Source organism: Paraburkholderia sp. BR14312 (assembly GCF_040948675.1).
GTDB lineage: Bacteria > Pseudomonadota > Gammaproteobacteria > Burkholderiales > Burkholderiaceae > Paraburkholderia > Paraburkholderia nodosa_A.
Map to the genome: position 1 here is coordinate 237,060 of NZ_JBFPKI010000012.1, position 17,526 is coordinate 254,585.

The 17,526-nt window shown below is 64.3% G+C and carries 19 protein-coding genes; 11 read left to right on the forward strand and 8 right to left on the reverse strand.

What is annotated here, in order from left to right:
* Window positions 1–43: 43 nt before the first annotated feature.
* The 4 genes from AB3X98_RS30720 to AB3X98_RS30735 form a co-directional block, all read right to left on the reverse strand.
* Window positions 44–1,507, reverse strand: a complete 1,464-nt coding sequence (locus AB3X98_RS30720) for a bifunctional 2-methylcitrate dehydratase/aconitate hydratase (RefSeq protein ID WP_368605160.1) — start codon at window positions 1,505–1,507, stop codon at window positions 44–46.
* A gap of 19 nt (window positions 1,508–1,526) precedes the next feature.
* Window positions 1,527–2,051, reverse strand: coding sequence for a hypothetical protein (locus tag AB3X98_RS30725; protein WP_069261399.1), 525 nt, complete (start codon window positions 2,049–2,051; stop codon window positions 1,527–1,529).
* 286 nt (window positions 2,052–2,337) lie between these two features.
* Window positions 2,338–3,351, reverse strand: coding sequence for a CoA ester lyase (locus AB3X98_RS30730; RefSeq protein ID WP_368605161.1), 1,014 nt, complete (start codon window positions 3,349–3,351; stop codon window positions 2,338–2,340).
* 164 nt (window positions 3,352–3,515) lie between these two features.
* Window positions 3,516–4,502: a malate dehydrogenase gene (locus tag AB3X98_RS30735; RefSeq protein WP_069261397.1), complete on the reverse strand. Its 987-nt coding sequence runs from the start codon at window positions 4,500–4,502 to the stop codon at window positions 3,516–3,518.
* Window positions 4,503–5,105: 603 nt separating this feature from the next.
* Between AB3X98_RS30735 and AB3X98_RS30740 the strand changes: the two genes are divergently transcribed.
* The 7 genes from AB3X98_RS30740 (at window position 5,106) to gltA (ending at window position 11,014) form a co-directional block, all read left to right on the forward strand.
* Complete coding sequence (locus AB3X98_RS30740; protein WP_342946963.1) at window positions 5,106–5,903, forward strand: GntR family transcriptional regulator; 798 nt, start codon at window positions 5,106–5,108, stop codon at window positions 5,901–5,903.
* Between the two features lie 149 nt (window positions 5,904–6,052).
* Window positions 6,053–6,469, forward strand: coding sequence for a succinate dehydrogenase, cytochrome b556 subunit (gene sdhC / locus AB3X98_RS30745; RefSeq protein WP_069261396.1), 417 nt, complete (start codon window positions 6,053–6,055; stop codon window positions 6,467–6,469).
* 3 nt (window positions 6,470–6,472) lie between these two features.
* Window positions 6,473–6,841: a succinate dehydrogenase, hydrophobic membrane anchor protein gene (gene sdhD, locus AB3X98_RS30750; protein WP_042273220.1), complete on the forward strand. Its 369-nt coding sequence runs from the start codon at window positions 6,473–6,475 to the stop codon at window positions 6,839–6,841.
* 4 nt (window positions 6,842–6,845) lie between these two features.
* A complete protein-coding gene (sdhA, locus tag AB3X98_RS30755) occupies window positions 6,846–8,621 on the forward strand; it encodes a succinate dehydrogenase flavoprotein subunit (protein WP_069261395.1) in 1,776 nt (591 codons plus the stop codon).
* A 28-nt stretch (window positions 8,622–8,649) separates the two neighbouring features.
* Window positions 8,650–9,351, forward strand: coding sequence for a succinate dehydrogenase iron-sulfur subunit (locus AB3X98_RS30760; protein ID WP_183606462.1), 702 nt, complete (start codon window positions 8,650–8,652; stop codon window positions 9,349–9,351).
* Window positions 9,352–9,366: 15 nt separating this feature from the next.
* Complete coding sequence (locus tag AB3X98_RS30765; RefSeq protein WP_028202905.1) at window positions 9,367–9,633, forward strand: succinate dehydrogenase assembly factor 2; 267 nt, start codon at window positions 9,367–9,369, stop codon at window positions 9,631–9,633.
* Window positions 9,634–9,712: 79 nt separating this feature from the next.
* Entirely contained in the window at window positions 9,713–11,014 is a 1,302-nt protein-coding gene (gltA, locus tag AB3X98_RS30770; RefSeq protein ID WP_133183860.1) for a citrate synthase, read from the forward strand.
* A gap of 117 nt (window positions 11,015–11,131) precedes the next feature.
* Here the strand turns inward: gltA and AB3X98_RS30775 are convergent, their stop codons facing one another.
* The gene (locus tag AB3X98_RS30775) at window positions 11,132–11,596 is read right to left on the reverse strand and encodes a VOC family protein (protein ID WP_368605162.1); all 465 of its coding nucleotides are present in this window, start codon (window positions 11,594–11,596) and stop codon (window positions 11,132–11,134) included.
* A 163-nt stretch (window positions 11,597–11,759) separates the two neighbouring features.
* Between AB3X98_RS30775 and AB3X98_RS30780 the strand changes: the two genes are divergently transcribed.
* The 4 genes from AB3X98_RS30780 (at window position 11,760) to AB3X98_RS30795 (ending at window position 15,461) form a co-directional block, all read left to right on the forward strand.
* Window positions 11,760–12,602, forward strand: coding sequence for an alpha/beta fold hydrolase (locus tag AB3X98_RS30780; RefSeq protein WP_368605163.1), 843 nt, complete (start codon window positions 11,760–11,762; stop codon window positions 12,600–12,602).
* Window positions 12,603–12,835: 233 nt separating this feature from the next.
* On the forward strand, window positions 12,836–13,318 hold the full coding sequence (locus AB3X98_RS30785) for a hypothetical protein (protein ID WP_342946966.1): 483 nt from the start codon (window positions 12,836–12,838) through the stop codon (window positions 13,316–13,318).
* A 74-nt stretch (window positions 13,319–13,392) separates the two neighbouring features.
* The gene (locus tag AB3X98_RS30790) at window positions 13,393–14,733 is read left to right on the forward strand and encodes a sensor histidine kinase (RefSeq protein WP_368605164.1); all 1,341 of its coding nucleotides are present in this window, start codon (window positions 13,393–13,395) and stop codon (window positions 14,731–14,733) included.
* Window positions 14,734–14,804: 71 nt separating this feature from the next.
* On the forward strand, window positions 14,805–15,461 hold the full coding sequence (locus AB3X98_RS30795; RefSeq protein WP_321930572.1) for a response regulator transcription factor: 657 nt from the start codon (window positions 14,805–14,807) through the stop codon (window positions 15,459–15,461).
* Window positions 15,462–15,580: 119 nt separating this feature from the next.
* Here AB3X98_RS30795 and AB3X98_RS30800 read toward each other — a convergent pair whose 3' ends face one another.
* The 3 genes from AB3X98_RS30800 to AB3X98_RS30810 form a co-directional block, all read right to left on the reverse strand.
* Window positions 15,581–15,988 carry a TerB family tellurite resistance protein gene (locus tag AB3X98_RS30800; RefSeq protein WP_035512506.1) on the reverse strand — a complete coding sequence of 136 codons (408 nt, stop codon included), beginning with the start codon at window positions 15,986–15,988 and terminating at the stop codon, window positions 15,581–15,583.
* A gap of 55 nt (window positions 15,989–16,043) precedes the next feature.
* Entirely contained in the window at window positions 16,044–16,337 is a 294-nt protein-coding gene (locus tag AB3X98_RS30805) for a zf-TFIIB domain-containing protein (RefSeq protein ID WP_069261840.1), read from the reverse strand.
* Window positions 16,338–16,485: 148 nt separating this feature from the next.
* Entirely contained in the window at window positions 16,486–17,316 is an 831-nt protein-coding gene (locus AB3X98_RS30810) for a MipA/OmpV family protein (protein ID WP_256094443.1), read from the reverse strand.
* Window positions 17,317–17,526 lie beyond the last annotated feature (210 nt).

A 17,526-nucleotide genomic window follows, 5' to 3' on the forward strand; every position in this document is an offset into this window, starting at 1 on the left:
CTTACTGCTCGTTTGCTGCTGTCACTGATACCTGCCTGATTGCTCAGATCACATACATGTCGACGTACTCGTTGACGGGCAGGGCGCAAAGCCGCGCCTCGTCGAGCGAGACATCGAGAATCGCCTGCTGCTGCTTCGCGGGGAAGCGGCGCGCGAGGTTGATTCGAAACTTCTCGATCAGCAGCGGAATGCCTTCTTCGCGGCGCCGCTTGTGGCCGATCGGGTACTCGACTACGACCTCGTCGAGCGTCGTGCCGTCGATGAGCTCTATGGTGAGCGCATTCGCGATCGAGCGCTTGTCCGGATCGTGATAATCCTTCGTAAATTGCGGGTCTTCCACGCATACCGTCTTCGCGCGCAGCGCGTCGATGCGCGGGTCGCTCGCGACGTCGTCTTCGTAGTCGGAGGCGGTGAGGCGGCCGAAGATCAGCGGCACGGCGACCATGTACTGGATACAGTGGTCGCGATCGGCCGGGTTGGCAAGCGGGCCGCTCTTGTCGATGATGCGGATGGCCGCTTCATGCGTGCGGATGGTGATGCGCTTGATGTCCCCAGCCGTCTTGCCGCGTTGCGCCAGCACGCCGTGCAGCGTCATCGCGGCTTCGGCAGCGGTCTGCGCGTGGAATTCGGCGGGGAACGAAATCTTGAACAGCACGTTTTCCATGACATACGTGCCGTAGGGGCGCTGAAACCTGAACGGCTGTCCCTTGAACGAGACGTCGTAGAAGCCCCACGTTTTTGCCGTGAGCGCCGAGGGATAACCCATCTCGCCCGTTTTCGCCATGAGCGCGAGGCGCACGGCGCGCGAGGTGGCGTCGCCTGCGGCCCACGACTTGCGCGAGCCCGTATTGGGCGCGTGGCGGTAGGTGCGCAGCGACTGGCCGTCGACCATCGCGAGCGAAACGGCGTTGATCAGCTCGTCGCGCGTGAGCCCGAGCATTTGTCCGACCACGGCGGTCGAGGCGAGCTTCACCAGTAGCACATGGTCGAGACCGACCTGGTTGAACGAGTTTTCCAGCGCAATGCAGCCCTGGATCTCGTGCGCCTTCACCATGCCTTCGAGCACGTGCTTCATGGTGAGTGGTGGCTTGCCGTGGGCGACGGCGGTGCGCGAGAGCCAGTCGGCGGTCGCGAGGATGCCGCCCAGGTTGTCTGACGGATGGCCCCATTCGGCGGCGAGCCAGGTGTCGTTGAAGTCGAGCCAGCGGATCATCGCGCCGATGTTGAACGCGGCCTGAACCGGATCGAGCTGGAATGGCGTGCCCGGCACTTTCGCACCGTGCGGGACGATCGTGCCCGGCACGATCGGTCCCAGCAACTTGGTGCAGGCGGGGTAGGAGAGCGCCTCGAGTCCGCAGCCGAGGGTATCGATCAGGCAATGCCGGGCCGTCGTCAGCGCGAGCGCGCTGTCAACCCCGTCTTTGGCAAACCCGCCCAGCACGTAGTCGACGATATCGACCAGTACCTGGTCCGGCTGCGGCCTGACGTTGGAGATCAGGGCGGACATCGAGGCGATCCTGCGGTCCTTACTGGCCCGCGGCGCCGCTGGCGGCTGCCGGAGCGCGGTTAGCCGGGTTCAGCGCTTGAGCCTGGGTCGGCGCCATTGCGCCTTGCTGCATTGCAACAGTCTTGCACTCGTCGGCCAGACGCGAGCTGTCCTTGTCCGAGAACAGCATGGCCTTCGTCGGGATCACGACGAGATCGAGGCCGGTAGCGGCGTCGTGGAAGCGGTCGGCGCCCGTGGTCGTGACCTGACGCGGCAGGTTGTAGTTCTTGTTCGCCCAGTGAACGGTGACGATCTGGTCACGCGCCATGTCGCCCTTCAGGTCGAATTGTGCGCCTTCAGCGCAGCTCCAGTGCTCCGAGCCTTCCGGGACCGGATCCATCTTCGCTTCCTTGGCCGGGTTGGCCTTGCGCTTGATGATGCGATGCTTCGGAGCCGGCTTCTTGGCGGTCGTGGTCGACGTGCCTTGTGCGGCGGCGTCGGTGGCAGCCAGCATCAGCGTCGAGGACAGCGTGCCGATGACAGCGGCGATCAGCAGTTTCTTCATGAGTGTCAAACCTTTATCTATCTAAAAGCGGTTGATCAGTGCGCGGTTGAACAGGCAACCGCCGTTTGCACTGCGCGCGCCCCGAAAGCGCGCAGCGGACGCTATTTTCACCTATTTATCGCCATGAACTTCAATTTCTCCGGCCCGGTGTTGTTTGCGCCGTGGTTCGCAAGTAACTGCCTGTAACTGTCCGTGACTGCCGTCGCTGCGCCAGGTGGCGCGCGATGCGCCTGTTTGCCTTGGCGCAGTAGGTTGAAAACGTTTTCTGCGCCTTCCCGGCGCGCATTCAGGCCGACTCCCGCGTCGGCTCCCCGCTCGCGAACAGCGGCGCCGCTTCGGCCGGCACGGCGCGGCCCGTGGCGCGCGCGCGCCGCAGCACCGACCAGTAATAGCGATAGCTCGCGCGGTCGTGCAGCGTGTCGCCGTGGCGCGTCGGACCCCATTGTGTATGTTGGGCGGCCAGCAGGATTTCGGCTGCCAGCGCGATTTCTTCGTCGCGCGGCGCGAAAGCGGCCACGATTGCGGGAATCTGCGCCGGGTGAATGCTCCACATGCGCGTGTAGCCGAACTCGTTGCGTGCGCGGTGCGCGTCGTTCGCCACCACGTCCATGTCGCGCACTTCCGTACTGACGTTGTGCGAGGGCACGCGGCCGAACGCGTGGCACGCGGCTGCGATTTCGAGCTTCGCGCGGCGCACGAGCGGGTGGTCGAACTGGCCGGGCGAGCGCATCGCCGTGTCGGGAATCGCGCCGTCGTGCGCGGAGACGAAGTCCATCAGCCCGAAGCTCAGCGACTCGACGCCGCGCAGCGCGGCGAGGTCGAACACGCGCGCGAGTGCGCCATGCGTTTCGACCAGCAATTGAACGGGAATGGGCTTGTCGATCCCCATCTCGACGCGCGTGGCCTCGATGAACGCCGTCATTTCGGCGGCGTCGCCCACGGCGCGGATCTTCGGCAGGGTGATGAAGGCCGGCGCGCGCTTCGCGGCGCGCAGGATCATGCGCACGTCGTCGCGCCAGTGGGGGTGATGGAAATCGTGGATGCGCACGCCGATGCGGCCGAAGCGGTCGTGTTCGCCGCCGATGAACGACGCCACGAGTTCGGCGTGTTCGGCTTCGCGGCCGACCTGCGCGCCGTCTTCGCAATCGAGCGTGATGTCGAATACCGGGCCCAACTGCTGCTGCAGCGCGAGCGATTTGAGCATCAGCTTCTCACTGCCCGCGTAGTGGTCGCATGCGGGCAGGATGGCGGGCGGCGCTTCGCCGTCAAACAGCACTTCGGCTGGCAGAATGGCGCGCATCTTCGGCGTCGGGAGTCGAGTTTTGTAGGAGATACCGGATTCGCATGCGCCCTGCCGGCAAGGCGCATGCGGATCGGGTCGAGGCGGGCCGCGGAGGCTGCCCCGCGTGCCCATAAAGCAGAACGGAACGGGCGTCAAACGCGCGTTCCGTTCGTCCAGCCGGCTTACTTGCCGAGCAGGTGAGCGACGCCTTCGCGCTCTTCGAGCAGCTCAGCCAGCGTGCCGTCCATCTTCTCGCGCGAGAACGCGTCGATTTCGAGGCCTTCCACGCGCTTGTATTCGCCGTTTTCGCAGGTCACCGGCACGCCGTAGATGATGTCTTCGGGGATGCCGTACGAGCCGTCCGACGGGATACCCATCGTGACCCACTTGCCGTTCGTGCCGAGGACCCAGTCACGCACGTGGTCGATTGCAGCGTTGGCGGCCGAAGCTGCCGACGAGAGGCCGCGCGCTTCGATGATCGCCGCGCCGCGCTTGCCGACCGTCGGGATGAACGTGTTGCGGTTCCATTCGTCGTCGTTGATCAGCTTGGTCAGCGACTGGCCTTCCGCCGTTGCGACACGGAAGTCGGGGTACATCGTCGGCGAGTGGTTGCCCCACACGGCGAGCTTCTCGATCGAAGCGACCGGCTTGCCCGACTTGGCGGCCAGTTGCGAGAGCGCGCGGTTGTGGTCCAGACGCAGCATGGCGGTGAAGTTCTTCTTCGGCAGGTCCGGAGCCGACTTCATGGCGATGTAGGCGTTCGTGTTGGCCGGGTTGCCGACGACCAGCACCTTCACGTCGCGGCTGGCGACGTCGTTCAGCGCCTTGCCCTGAACCGTGAAGATTTCGGCGTTGGCCGAGAGCAGGTCCTTACGCTCCATGCCCTTCGAGCGCGGACGTGCGCCAACCAGCAGGGCGACGTCGGCGTCCTTGAACGCGACCTTCGGGTCGTCGGTGATGACCACGCCCGCGAGCAGCGGGAATGCGCAGTCGTCCAGTTCCATCACGACGCCCTTGACGGCGGCTTGCGCTTGCGGCAGGTCGAGCAGTTGCAGGATGACGGGCTGATCCTTGCCGAGCAGGTCGCCATTCGCAATGCGGAACAGCAGGGAGTAAGCGATCTGACCTGCGGCGCCGGTGACGGCAACGCGCTTTGCGGGCTTAGCCATTGAAAATCTCCAGGAAGATGCGTTAGACGCCAGGGTAAAACGCCATTCTATATGCGCGATACACGAAGCGTAGGTGAAACAGGCGGTCTTGATCGCCGGCGTGCGCGCTTCACTGGAACGACCATGACCGACAAGCCGTGAAGCGTGCGCCGCCGGCACGGACCGCCGTGCCGGTAACCATGTGCAACATGGCAAGAGGTGAACGGGGCGCCCTTCGAGGGACACCAGACGCTGGCCGCTTCGCGTGTGCCGACTCCTGCAACAGCTCGCTCGGGCTCTACCACAGACGCGCGGCGCGCAACGACTCACGCGTGCCGGCTGGGCGGATCGAAACCTTTACTGCGTTTACTGCGTGAGGGAACAGCATCGTGCAAGGCGGCTCGCGGCGCATTCGCCACGAGGTGGATGCAGCCGGCGGCGCCTCTTCGTCATGCCGTTTTCATGTCCTGAAATTAGCATGCAGGCCGCCCGCAAACCCTTGCTCGATCGGGAGTGTAGGAGTCGTCAGGGTCAAAGTCAACAGTATCTTATGTCTTATATAAGACATAACTATTGCAGGCAAAATGCTTGATGCGTAGGGGGCTTTATGTTGAAATGCGCGCCATGAGTGCAAACCCGGCCAGCAACGCGAATTCCACCGCTCCCGAGAGCGGGGCTCAAGCGTCTGCGCCCGCGGTTCCGCCGTCCCCGACCTTCAGTCCGCTGTACCAGCAGATCAAGGGGCTCATTACCCAGAGCCTCGAGTCCGGCGAATGGAAGCCCGGCGAAATCATCCCCAGCGAAGTCGAACTGGCCGCCCGTTACAAGGTGAGCCAGGGGACCGTGCGCAAGGCGATCGACGAGCTGGCTGCCGACAATCTGCTGGTGCGCCGCCAGGGCAAGGGCACGTTTGTTGCAACGCACAACGAAGAGCGCGCCCAGTTTCGCTTTCTTAGATTACTCGCCGATGACGGCGCGGAGCACCCGCACGTGAGCAAGCTGCTCGAGTGCCGGCGCCTGCGCGCTTCGGCCGAGATCGCGCGGCAGCTCGACCTCAAGCCCTCGGACCCGGTGGTGCTGATCCGTCGTCTCTTGCAGTTCGACGGCGAGAGCACCGTGCTCGACGAAATCTGGCTGCCCGGCGGGGTGTTCCGCGGGCTCACGAGCGAGCGCCTCGCCGAGTACAAAGGCCCGCTCTACGCCATGTTCGAAGCGGAATTCGGCACGCGCATGATTCGTGCAACCGAGAAGATCCGCGCCGTGGCCGCGGAGCCCTCGGTGGCCGATCTTCTCAAGGTGCCCGCAGGTTTTCCTTTGCTGTCGGTCGAGCGCGTGTCCTATACCTATGGAGACCGGCCGGTCGAGGTGCGCCGCGGATGGTATGTCACAACCGGGTACTACTATCAGAACGATTTGAGTTGACGGGCGACCGCGCAAAAGGCGCGGAGCCTTCCCCAGAGTGCCTTTGCTTGCGCGCACCACCAGCCGTACCCGACGTGGATTTCGCTGCAGCGCGATATGAAAAGGCGCTAAAATTGCGAATTAGTGTTAACACATAGTAGGGGTCTAGCATGGCAGAAGCCGCAAAAAAACCGAGGCCGGAATACCGGAACATCGGGCTTGGGCAGATATTGTTCGCATACCGCCTGCCTCTGGCCGGTCGTGTGTCGATCGGCCACCGCGTCAGCGGTGCGTTGTTGTTCCTGTTCCTGCCTTTCATCTTGTTCCTGTTGGACCAGAGCCTCACTTCGGAGCTTAGCTTCGAGGTATTCAAGGGCTTCCTCTCCAATATCATCGTCAAGCTCATCGTGCTGGTCCTCGGGTGGGCGTTCCTGTTTCACTTCTGCGCTGGCGTGCGTCACCTGTGCATGGACTTCAACCATGGCCTCGTGAGCAAGGAAAAAGGCAAGTCGACCTCCCTCGTCGTCGTGATCATCTCCACGGTCCTCACGATCGCCTTTGCGGCAAAACTCTTCGGAGCGTTCTAAAAAATGTCGGCTAATAACGGTATCGGTCCGAAGCGCCTTGTCGTCGGCGCTCACTACGGCATTCGCGACTGGATCGCGCAACGCGCCACCGCCGTGATCATGGCGATCTACACGATCGTGCTGCTCGTGCTGTTCTTCGGCGCGCACGACTTCTCGTATGACGGCTGGGCCTCGATCTTCGCCGCGCAGTGGATGAAGCTCGCGACGTTCGTCACCCTGATCGCGCTGTTCCTGCACGCGTGGGTCGGTGTGCGTGACATCTGGATGGACTACATCAAGCCGGTCGGCCTGCGCATCACGCTGGACGTCCTCACGATCGCATGGCTGCTGGGCAGCCTCGGCTACGCCGCTCAGATTCTCTGGAGAGTGTAAAAGAATGGCTGCAATCAAGAATTCATTGCCGCGTCGCAAGTTCGACGTGGTCATCGTCGGTGCTGGCGGCTCGGGGATGCGCGCTTCGCTGCAACTCGCGCGCGCTGGCCTGTCGGTTTGTGTGCTCTCGAAGGTATTCCCCACGCGCTCGCACACGGTGGCGGCACAGGGCGGCATCGGCGCCTCGCTCGGCAACATGAGCGAAGACAACTGGCACTACCACTTCTACGACACGATCAAGGGTTCCGACTGGCTCGGCGACCAGGACGCGATCGAGTTCATGTGCCGTGAAGCGCCGAACGCCGTGTACGAGCTCGAACACATGGGCATGCCGTTCGACCGTAACGCCGACGGCACGATCTACCAGCGCCCGTTCGGCGGCCACACGGCCAACTACGGCGAGAAGCCGGTTCAGCGCGCCTGTGCTGCTGCTGACCGTACCGGCCACGCGCTGCTGCACACGCTGTACCAGCAGAACGTCGCGGCGAAGACCACGTTCTTCGTCGAATGGATGGCGCTCGACCTGATCCGCGACGCCGACGGCGACGTGCTCGGCGTGACCGCGCTCGAAATGGAAACGGGCGACGTCTACATCCTCGAAGGCAAGACCACGCTGTTCGCCACGGGCGGCGCGGGCCGGATCTTCGCGGCATCGACCAACGCGTTCATCAATACCGGTGACGGCCTCGGCATGGCGGCCCGTTCGGGCATCGCGCTGCAGGACATGGAGTTCTGGCAGTTCCACCCGACCGGCGTGGCCGGCGCGGGCGTGCTGATCACGGAAGGCGTGCGCGGCGAAGGCGGCATTCTGCGTAACTCGAACGGCGAGCGCTTCATGGAGCGTTACGCGCCGACCCTGAAGGACCTGGCGCCGCGCGACTTCGTTTCGCGTTCGATGGACCAGGAAATCAAGGAAGGCCGCGGCGTGGGTCCGCACAAGGACCACGTGCTGCTCGACCTTTCGCACATCGGCGCCGAGACGATCATGAAGCGTCTGCCGTCGATCCGCGAAATCGCGCTCAAGTTCGCGAACGTGGACTGTATCAAGGAGCCGATCCCGGTCGTGCCGACCATCCACTACCAGATGGGCGGCATTCCGACGAACATCAACGGCCAGGTCGTTGGCACGCCCAAGGGTCACGAAGAAGTCGTCAACGGCTTCTACGCCGTGGGCGAATGCTCGTGCGTCTCGGTGCACGGCGCAAACCGTCTCGGCACGAACTCGCTGCTCGACCTCGTGGTGTTCGGCCGTGCGGCTGGCAACCACATCGTCAAGCACGTCAAGGAGCTCAAGGACCACAAGCCGCTGCCGGCCGACGCCGCCGACTTCGCGCTCTCGCGCCTTGCCGAGCTCGACAAGTCGACCTCGGGCGAGTACGCGCAAAGCGTCGCGAACGACATCCGCGGCTCGATGCAGAAGCACGCAGGCGTGTTCCGCACGTCGAAGCTGCTGGCAGACGGCGTGAAGGACATCGCGGAGATCGCTGAGCGCGCGAAGCACATTCACCTGAAGGACAAGTCGAAGGTGTTCAACACGGCGCGCGTGGAAGCGCTCGAAGTGGCGAACCTTATCGAAGTTGCACGCGCAACGATGGTTTCGGCTGAAGCCCGTAAGGAAAGCCGTGGTGCACACGCACAGAGCGACTTCGAACACCGCGACGACGAAAACTGGCTGCGCCATACGCTCTGGTTCAGCGAAGGCGACCGACTCGATTACAAGCCGGTCCACATGCAACCGCTGACCGTCGAGTCCGTGCCGCCGAAGGCGCGTACGTTCTAAGGCACACGCCAGTCAAAAGGAATTGGAAATGGCCAAACGCATTTTTGAAGTCTATCGCTACGACCCGGACAAGGACGCGGCGCCGCGCATGCAAACGTACGAGCTGGAAATCACGCACGAGCGCATGCTGCTCGACGCGCTGGTCAAGCTCAAGGAACTGGACGAGACGCTGTCGTTCCGCCGTTCGTGCCGTGAAGGCGTGTGCGGTTCGGACGCCATGAACATCAACGGCAAGAACGGTCTCGCGTGCCTCACGAACCTGAACGACCTGCCGGCGAAGATCGTGCTGCGTCCGCTGCCGGGCCTGCCCGTCGTGCGCGACCTGATCTGCGACTTCACGCAGTTCTTCAACCAGTACCACTCGATCAAGCCGTACCTGATCAACGACACGCCGCCGCCCGAGAAGGAGCGTCTGCAGTCGCCTGAGCAGCGTGACGAACTCGATGGCCTGTACGAGTGTATTCTGTGCGCAAGCTGCTCGACTTCGTGCCCGAGCTTCTGGTGGAACCCGGACAAGTTCGTCGGCCCGGCAGGTCTGCTGCAGGCTTACCGCTTCATCGCGGACAGCCGCGACGAAGCGACCGGCGAGCGCCTCGACAACCTCGAGGACCCGTACCGTCTGTTCCGCTGCCATACGATCATGAACTGCGTCGACGTTTGCCCGAAGGGCCTGAACCCGACGAAGGCGATCGGCAAGATCAAGGAACTGATGTTCCGCCGCGCGGTTTGATGTTGTTGTTCTGAAATGGAATCGCACCAGTCTGACCCCCATCGTCGCGCGCGCCTTCGCTGGCGCGCGCGGCGCGGCCTGCTCGAAAACGATCTGATTTTTGAGCGGTTTTTCGAGCGCTATGAGCATGAACTCAGCGACGCCGACGTGGGCGCTCTCACGCGCCTGCTCGAGCTGAGCGATAACGACCTGATGGACTTGCTGCTCGCGCGCAAGGAACCAGAAGGCGACCTTGCCGACCCGGACGTGAAGCGGGTGCTGGAGCTGCTTCGGAACGTCTGAGCGCGGCGGCATATGGAGGCGCCGCGCCGGACGTACAAAACTATCGAATCCCGTGTTTATCTTCGATTGAGGATGTGCTATGACCCCGTCTGATGTAAAAGCCACGCTATCGTTCAGCGACAATTCGCCGAGCGTCGAACTGCCGATCTACAAGGGCACGATGGGCCCGGATGTGATCGACATCCGCAAACTGTACGGTCAGACCGGCAAGTTCACGTATGACCCGGGCTTCATGTCGACGGCGTCGTGCAACTCGGCGATCACGTACATCGACGGGGACAAGGGCGAGCTGCTTTACCGCGGCTACCCGATCGACAACCTCGCGCAAAACGCCGACTTCCTCGAAACCTGCTACCTGCTGTACCGCGGCGAACTGCCGAACGCGGCGCAGAAGGAAGAGTTCGTGAAGACCGTCACGCAGCACACGATGGTTCACGAGCAAATGCAGTTCTTCTTCCGCGGCTTCCGTCGCGACGCGCACCCGATGGCGATTCTGGTCGCCGCAGTCGGCGCGCTGTCGGCGTTCTATCACGACTCGCTCGACATCAATAACCCGAAGCATCGTGAAGTTTCGGCGATCCGTATGATCGCGAAGCTGCCGACGCTCGTCGCCATGGCGTACAAGTACTCGATCGGCCAGCCGTTCGTGTATCCGCAGAACAATCTGTCGTACAGCGCGAACTTCATGCGCATGATGTTCTCGAACCCGTGCGAAGAGTACAAGGTCAACGACGTGCTCGTGCGCGCCCTCGACCGTATCCTCATCCTGCACGCCGACCACGAGCAGAACGCTTCGACGTCTACCGTACGTCTGGCCGGTTCGTCGGGTGCGAATCCGTTCGCGTGTATCGCTGCGGGTATCGCCTGTCTGTGGGGCCCGGCGCACGGTGGTGCGAACGAAGCCGCACTGAACATGCTGGAAGAAATCGGCTCGCCGGACAAGATTCCTGAGTTCATCAAGCAGGTGAAGGACAAGAACTCGGGCGTGAAGCTGATGGGCTTCGGCCACCGCGTGTACAAGAACTACGATCCGCGTGCGAAGCTCATGCGCGAAACGTGCTACGAAGTGCTCAACGAACTGGGCCTGCACGACGATCCGCTCTTCAAGCTCGCCATGCAGCTCGAAAAGATCGCGCTGGAAGACGAATACTTCGTGTCGCGCAAGCTGTACCCGAACGTCGACTTCTACTCGGGCATCGTGCAGCGCGCACTGGGCATCCCGACCTCGATGTTCACGTGTATCTTCGCGATGGCACGTACGGTGGGCTGGATTGCGCAGTGGAACGAAATGATCGCCGACCCCGAGCAGAAGATCGGCCGTCCGCGTCAGCTGTTCATCGGCGAAACGCCGCGCGAAGCGAAGCCGATCTCGCAACGCTAAGCAGTTTCGCTTTGCCACGCCGCGCGCTCGATGGCGCGCCGCGTGCGAGCTCTCATGCAAACGCCCCGACGGGTTATCGCCCATCGGGGCGTTTTCTATTTGAGGCCGCGGCCGCGCTCAAATCCAGCCGTCGATCTTCAGCCCGCTCGCCGCTTCCGCCTCCTCGCGCGTGACCTCGCGCACCGTCTCGCCGAAGCTCCATACGTGGCCTTCGGGGTCGCACGCCACATAGACGCGGTCGCCGTAGAACTGGTCCGCCGGCTCGCGGATGATCTTTGCCCCGGCGGCGCGGGCGCGTTCGCAATGCGCGTCGAGGCCGCTTTTCAGCTGCACGTGGACCGACTGCGTGTTCTTGCCTTCCAGTTCGGCGGGGCTCGTGTAGGGCATGCCGGCCCAGCCGCCGCAAATCATCACGTAGCCGTCGCCAAAGCGCATTTCCGAGTGACCGAGCTTCCCGTCCGGCGACGTGACGACGAACTGGCGCGTAAAGCCGAACGCCTTTTCGAGCCAGTCGAGCGCGGCGAACGGCTCGCGATAGTAGATGGCAGACCCGAAGGCCGGACGCGGCGAGATATTGCTCATGCTTGTCTCCCAGGCAGTACGTGTGACGAATCTAGCACCAGCGTGGTGCGATTGCGCGCAGCGCGCTCACGCCTGGCCTTTACCTCCCACGTAATCGTCAGCTCGCACGGCATCGACGACGATGTCGCTCATCGGCACACCCCACCCGCAAGGAGCGACGACCATGGCAACTCTCAACGCCCGCCAACCCGGCTACATCCGCATCGACGACGATACCGCGCTGCACTATCGCGACTGGGGCGACGGCGCACCGCTCGTGTTCCTCTCGGGCTGGACGCTCAACGCCGACATGTGGAACTACCAGTGCGCGCCGCTCGCGGCCGCGGGGTTTCGCTGCGTGACCTACGACCGCCGCGGGCATGGCCGCTCGAGCGACCCGGGCCGCGGCTACGACTACGACACGCTCGCCGACGATCTCGAAGCTGTCCTTGCCGCCCGAGGTCTGGAACGCGCCACGCTGGTCGGCCATTCGTTCGCGAGCGGCGAGATCGTGCGCTATTTGAGCCGCTACGGCTCGCGCCGCGTGGCAGGCATTGTGCTGCTTTCGCCGGCTTCGACGCCGTGCTTGCTCAAGACTGCTGACAATCCTGGCGGGCTCGATGCGAGTCTTTTCGAAGCGTCCATCGAAGAGATGCTCACGTCGTTTCCCGACTGGATCTCGCGGCGCGCCGAGGCTTACTTCAGCCCCGGTACATCGCACGCGGTCATTCAGTGGACGGCCGACATGATGCTGAACGCGTCGCTGTACGGCGCGGCGCAGCTGTCGCGCGTGCAGATGGTCACCGACTTTCGCCGCGAACTGGCCGCGATCGACGTGCCGGCGCTCGTGCTGCACGGCGACTGCGATGCCTCTGCGCCGCTCGAGATAACCGGACGTCCCACGGCGGCCGCGCTCGAACACGCGACGCTGAAGGTCTATGAGGGCGGCACGCACGGCATGTACTTCAACCACGCCACCCGTGTGAACGACGATATCCGGGAGTTCGTCAAGCGGTGGCAGGCATGAAACGCGACACGGCCAGTTAGCGGAACCACGCCGCGGATACAAGTCGTAATCAGGGCACGGCCGCTCGCGCCGGGCGCAAAGGAATAGTGCCCCCGCGCCCCTCGTTTTGCAGATGACACGCGGCCGGCGCGAGCCCGCTCACGCGCTGCGTGCCAGGCGTACCGATGGAGTCTTCACGGCCAAGGCGCACAGCCCGTGCGCTGCGAGGCCGGTCCGTCGAGAGGGGCGACATCATGCGCAAACTTCTCGTCTTCACGGCGCTGGCCTGTCTGGGCGCCTGCACGACGTCGGCCACGTCGCAGCAGCCCGCGGACGCGTCGTCTTACCCGCCGCCCGACTGCCGCACCGTCACCGGCACTGCCGAGATCGACGGCGCGCCGCAGGTGATCAGCGGTCTCGCCTGCCTGCAGCCCGACGGCACCTGGCAGATCGTGCAGGGTAACGACGGCACGCTGGTCTACCCGGTGGCATGGACCGACGCGACGACCTGGTACGCCGGTCCATGGTACGGCTGGTGGCCGCCGGTGTTCGTGGGCGGCTCGTTCGTGTTCGTCGATCACTTCCATCACTTTCATCACATGGATCACGTCTTTCCTGGCGGCCCACATATGCATCCGGGGCCAGGCATGCACGGCGGATTTCATGGCGGTTTCCACGGTGGTCACGGCGGCGTCTGGAGCGGGGCGGGTGGCATGCATGGCGGCTCGCATCGCTGAAACCCACCGCACGGCCTGATTTGCGCACGGCGAATCCTTTATGATGGAGCGCGCCTTCCCACCCGAGACGCTCCATGTTTTTTGCCGCGCATTCCCTGCATCGCCGCCTGAGCATTGTGATCGGCACGCTCGCGATCCTCGTCGGCATGCTGGGTGCGCTCGGCACCTTCCTCGTCGTGCGCAGTCTCGCCGCCGAGTTCAACACGACGCTGCGCGATGCTGCCGCGCACGTGCAGACCGGCGTGCCGCATCGCGCGATCGAGCCGCGCGGCGACAGCGACGCCGCCGACAATTTCGTCGTGCAGATCTGGTCCGCCGACGACGGCGAAGTCCCGAGCCGCACGAGCAACGCGCGTATCGCGCTGCCGCGCGCGCCAAGCGGCTTCTCGTCGGTCGAGTACGACGGCGAGTCATGGGACGTGTTCGCACTCGCCGCCGGCGACGAATACATTCAGGTAGCCGAATCGCGCAGCATGCGCAATCGCAACGCCTTGCGCGTGGCGTTCTGGAGCCTGTTGCCGGTACTCGCGCTGCTGCCACTGCTCGCGCTCACGATCGCGGTGACGGTGCGCGTTTCACTGCGGCCGCTGGAGCGCGTCGGTCGGCGTGCGGCGAAGGTCGATCTGCACGACCTCAAGCCGCTCGAAGTGGGGCAGGCACCCGTCGAGCTGCGGCCCTTCGTCGAGTCGATCAATCGTATGATCGAGCGCCTTTCCGTGCTCGTGAATGCCGAGCGCATGTTCATCGCCGATGCCGCGCACGAACTGCGCTCGCCGATCTCCGCCATGCAGTTGCAGATCGACAACCTGCACAACGCGCCGCCCGAACAGTACCCGGAGCGCTTCGAGGAACTGCGCCGCGGCATCGTGCGCACCGGGGCGCTCGTTTCGCAACTGCTCGGTCTCGCGCGCGCCGAAATCGGCAGCACGCAACGCGTGCTGGCGGAGGTGCCGCTCGCGCAAGTCGTCACTGACGTGCTGGCCGACCTGCTGCCGCTCGCCGACGCGCGCGGCGTCGATCTGGGCGTGACGCGCCTCGACGACGTGACGGTGCGCGCAACCGAAACAGACATGCGCGTGCTCGTGCGCAACCTCGTGGACAACGCGATTCGCTATAGCCACGCAGGCGCGAACGTGGACGTGGCGGTGCGCCGCGAGGACAAAAGTGTCGTCATCGACGTGATCGACAACGGACCCGGCATCGCCGAGGCCGATTTGCCGCGCGTGTTCGACCGGTTTTTTCGCGCGGGTGGTCATCGGGGTGACCCGCGTGGTAAGCACGACTCGCACGGCAGCGGCCTTGGTCTCGCCATCGCGCAGGCGGTAGCGCGCAGCTATCGCGGGTGCGTGACGCTCGCGAACCGGCGCGATGGGCAAAGCGGAATCGTCGCGCGTATCGAATTGCCGCGCGCGTGAGCACCGCGTCGATCTAGCGAGCACAGGTCAGGCAAAATCCGGGGAAGCATGCGAAACAAGGGACGGACACGATGCGCATTCTGCTGATCGAAGACGATCTGCTGATCGGCCCAGCGCTGCTGCGCGCGTTGAAGGACGCGTCATACAGCGTCGACTGGGTGCGCACGGGCGAGAGCGGTCGCGACGCCATTCGCGACGGCTCGTATACGGCGGTGCTGCTCGACCTCGGTCTCGGCGATATGAGCGGGCTCGACGTGCTGCGCACGCTGCGCGAGTCGCAGGACGCCACGCCCGTGCTCATTATCACCGCGCGCGACGACGTGGACACGCGCGTGGAAGGCCTCGATCTCGGCGCCGACGACTATCTCGTGAAGCCATTCGAGAGCAAGGAGCTGCTCGCGCGCATCCGCGCCGTGGTGCGACGCAAGTCGGGCTTTGCCTCGCCGACCATGGGCAGCGGCCGCGTCACACTCGACATGAACGCGCGCCGCCTCACGTTCGACGGTCAGTCCGACGATCTCTCGGCGCGCGAATACGCGCTCATGCTCGCGTTGCTCGAGCGGCCGGGCGCGATCCTGTCGCGACAGCAAATCGAGGAGCGGCTCTATGGCTGGGGTGAGGAAGTGGAAAGCAACGCGGTCGACGCCGTAATCTACAGCGTGCGCCGCAAGTTCGGCCACGCGGTGATCCGCAATGTGCGCGGGCTCGGCTGGGCCGTGTGCGTGTGAGCGTCGGCGCAATCGAAGAAAAAAGCGCGCAAAAAGCTGCGCGCTGTAAAAACCGCGGCGGGCGCGGGGCTCGCCGCGTGGCGCGATGCGCGGGGGAAGGTCACGCATCGCGCTCGAACTTACGCCAGCAGGCGCTGCCAGGGTTCCTTCTGCCACGCACGGCTAAGCGAGGCGAGCAGCGCGACTTCGCTTTCGGCCACGTGCCGGTCCGAATACACGGCCACATGGCACAGATTCAGCACTTCGGCACGCAGCGCGGGATCGTCGAGCTCGCGCATCACCTGCTGCATCACGTCGGAGTCGAGCTTGCACGCATCGCTCCAGTTCAGGTGCGAAGTGGTCTGCAAGTCTTCGCAGAGGCCCTTGAGTATGTCGCCGAATTCGCCGGGCGCAAGGCCGAGCCGGTCGGCCAGGCGCGCGCGATGGACGGCTGCAAGCTCCTCGCTGCTCAGGTGGCCGTCTGCGAGCAGCGCGACGGCGACGATCCGGCCCGCGGCTTGCGGGCTGTTGCAGGTATAGGTACGCATGGTCAGGAATCCTCTTCAAACGTGATGTCGATAAAACGGCAGGCGCAGCAGCGGCTCAGTCGAAGATGTCCTGCAGCCACGACTTGCGACGGTGGCTGTTGCCGCGGTAGCTTTCGTGAGCGCGGCGCGGGGCATAGTCGCCGTGTTGCGCGCTGTGCTTCGAGCCGTGCTGGCGGAATGCCTGTGCATCGCCTTCGTTGCGATAGTGCCGGTTGCCGCTGCGTTCGATCAGCTTGTCGAGTTCGCCGCGATCGAGCCAGACGCCGCGACACTGCGGGCAGTAGTCGAGTTCGACGCCCTGACGCTCAGTGAGCGAGAGGGTGACGTCAGGGCAGTTGGGGCATTTCATGATGCGCTCCGTGATGAGTGACAGGTCATCGAGGCCCGTGCCGTCTTCTGAAGGGCAACGCGGCCTCGATGGAAACCATCCTGACAGAGCAAAATGAGCGAAGAATGAGGAGCGCGCCGGCCCGACGCCGGTCAGGCGGCCGGCCACGCTAGAACTGGTAATTGATCGAGACGTCGCAAACGCCGCCCGTCTTCGACTGGATGATCGGGCTGTGCGAGGCGCTGCCGAGCAGGCGCTTGATGGCGCCGTCCGCGCTCACGAACCAATGTTTGTTGACGAAGTAGACCATCGTGATGCCGAAGCCGGCCGACTTGAGGCCCGCGCTCGCGTCGTACTGACGGTAACCCGACGCGGCCGCCTGCTGCGGCGTCACGCCAAACCAGCTCTGCATGTAGTTCGAGTCGGCGAATGTGACCGAGGGGCCGGCGAACCAGTAGAAGTTCTGGTTGCTGCCGGGCAGCGGCATATAGGCGCCGAGATCCGCGGTCCAGCCGTTCGAACCGCCGAAACTGCGCGTGAAGGCGGTGCGGAACACGAGCGGAAAGTCCTTCGAAATCACGTACTCGCCGGCGATCTTCAATTCGGGCGCCGGGTTGATGTTGCCCATGCCGTGCAGCCGCGTCGGGTCGTCCTGGCCGCGACGTCCGAGGTCGTAGGCCCCGGCGACGCTCACGCGCCAGTTCGGGCCCTGCAGAACGTTGACGCCGAAGCCTTCGCCCGTCGAACCGAACAGGATGTCCTTGTAGCGCAGATCGATGCTCGGCCCGACCAGCGTGTGATAGCGGTCCGAGCCGTCGTAGCGCGGTTCGAAGGTGGCGCCCACGCCGAGCCGCGCCTCGAAGTCGGGACGGTTCGGCTGAAACATCTTTTCCAGCGGAATGCCCGCGGAATATTGCCATTCGCCGAGCGGCGAGGGGGTCTGCGCCTCGGCACGCGGGGCGAGCGCGGCGAGAGCGCATGCCGCAGCGGCGAGAGACACACGCTGCGTGGCCCGCGAGCGGCGCGGCGCCGATGGTTTTATTCTGTTTTTTCGTTGTTGCGCAGTGCGGATTGCGAGTGGCATGAAGCCTCCGGGTTTGCCTGGTGAGCCGCGGCGTCGTTCGTTGAGTGCGACGCACTCACAATGGAACTCCGCGCGGCCGGGCTCGTCGAGCAAACCTCGTGCCTGGCTTGTCCATGACCGGGCGGC

Coding starts and splice junctions, on each gene's coding strand:
- AB3X98_RS30720 (WP_368605160.1), bottom strand. CDS start 1,507: ATGTCCGCCCTGATCTCCAACGTCAGGCCGCAGCCGGACCAGGTACTG.
- AB3X98_RS30725 (WP_069261399.1), bottom strand. CDS start 2,051: ATGAAGAAACTGCTGATCGCCGCTGTCATCGGCACGCTGTCCTCGACG.
- AB3X98_RS30730 (WP_368605161.1), bottom strand. CDS start 3,351: ATGCGCGCCATTCTGCCAGCCGAAGTGCTGTTTGACGGCGAAGCGCCG.
- AB3X98_RS30735 (WP_069261397.1), bottom strand. CDS start 4,502: ATGGCTAAGCCCGCAAAGCGCGTTGCCGTCACCGGCGCCGCAGGTCAG.
- AB3X98_RS30740 (WP_342946963.1), top strand. CDS start 5,106: ATGAGTGCAAACCCGGCCAGCAACGCGAATTCCACCGCTCCCGAGAGC.
- sdhC (WP_069261396.1), top strand. CDS start 6,053: ATGGCAGAAGCCGCAAAAAAACCGAGGCCGGAATACCGGAACATCGGG.
- sdhD (WP_042273220.1), top strand. CDS start 6,473: ATGTCGGCTAATAACGGTATCGGTCCGAAGCGCCTTGTCGTCGGCGCT.
- sdhA (WP_069261395.1), top strand. CDS start 6,846: ATGGCTGCAATCAAGAATTCATTGCCGCGTCGCAAGTTCGACGTGGTC.
- AB3X98_RS30760 (WP_183606462.1), top strand. CDS start 8,650: ATGGCCAAACGCATTTTTGAAGTCTATCGCTACGACCCGGACAAGGAC.
- AB3X98_RS30765 (WP_028202905.1), top strand. CDS start 9,367: ATGGAATCGCACCAGTCTGACCCCCATCGTCGCGCGCGCCTTCGCTGG.
- gltA (WP_133183860.1), top strand. CDS start 9,713: ATGACCCCGTCTGATGTAAAAGCCACGCTATCGTTCAGCGACAATTCG.
- AB3X98_RS30775 (WP_368605162.1), bottom strand. CDS start 11,596: ATGAGCAATATCTCGCCGCGTCCGGCCTTCGGGTCTGCCATCTACTAT.
- AB3X98_RS30780 (WP_368605163.1), top strand. CDS start 11,760: ATGGCAACTCTCAACGCCCGCCAACCCGGCTACATCCGCATCGACGAC.
- AB3X98_RS30785 (WP_342946966.1), top strand. CDS start 12,836: ATGCGCAAACTTCTCGTCTTCACGGCGCTGGCCTGTCTGGGCGCCTGC.
- AB3X98_RS30790 (WP_368605164.1), top strand. CDS start 13,393: ATGTTTTTTGCCGCGCATTCCCTGCATCGCCGCCTGAGCATTGTGATC.
- AB3X98_RS30795 (WP_321930572.1), top strand. CDS start 14,805: ATGCGCATTCTGCTGATCGAAGACGATCTGCTGATCGGCCCAGCGCTG.
- AB3X98_RS30800 (WP_035512506.1), bottom strand. CDS start 15,988: ATGCGTACCTATACCTGCAACAGCCCGCAAGCCGCGGGCCGGATCGTC.
- AB3X98_RS30805 (WP_069261840.1), bottom strand. CDS start 16,337: ATGAAATGCCCCAACTGCCCTGACGTCACCCTCTCGCTCACTGAGCGT.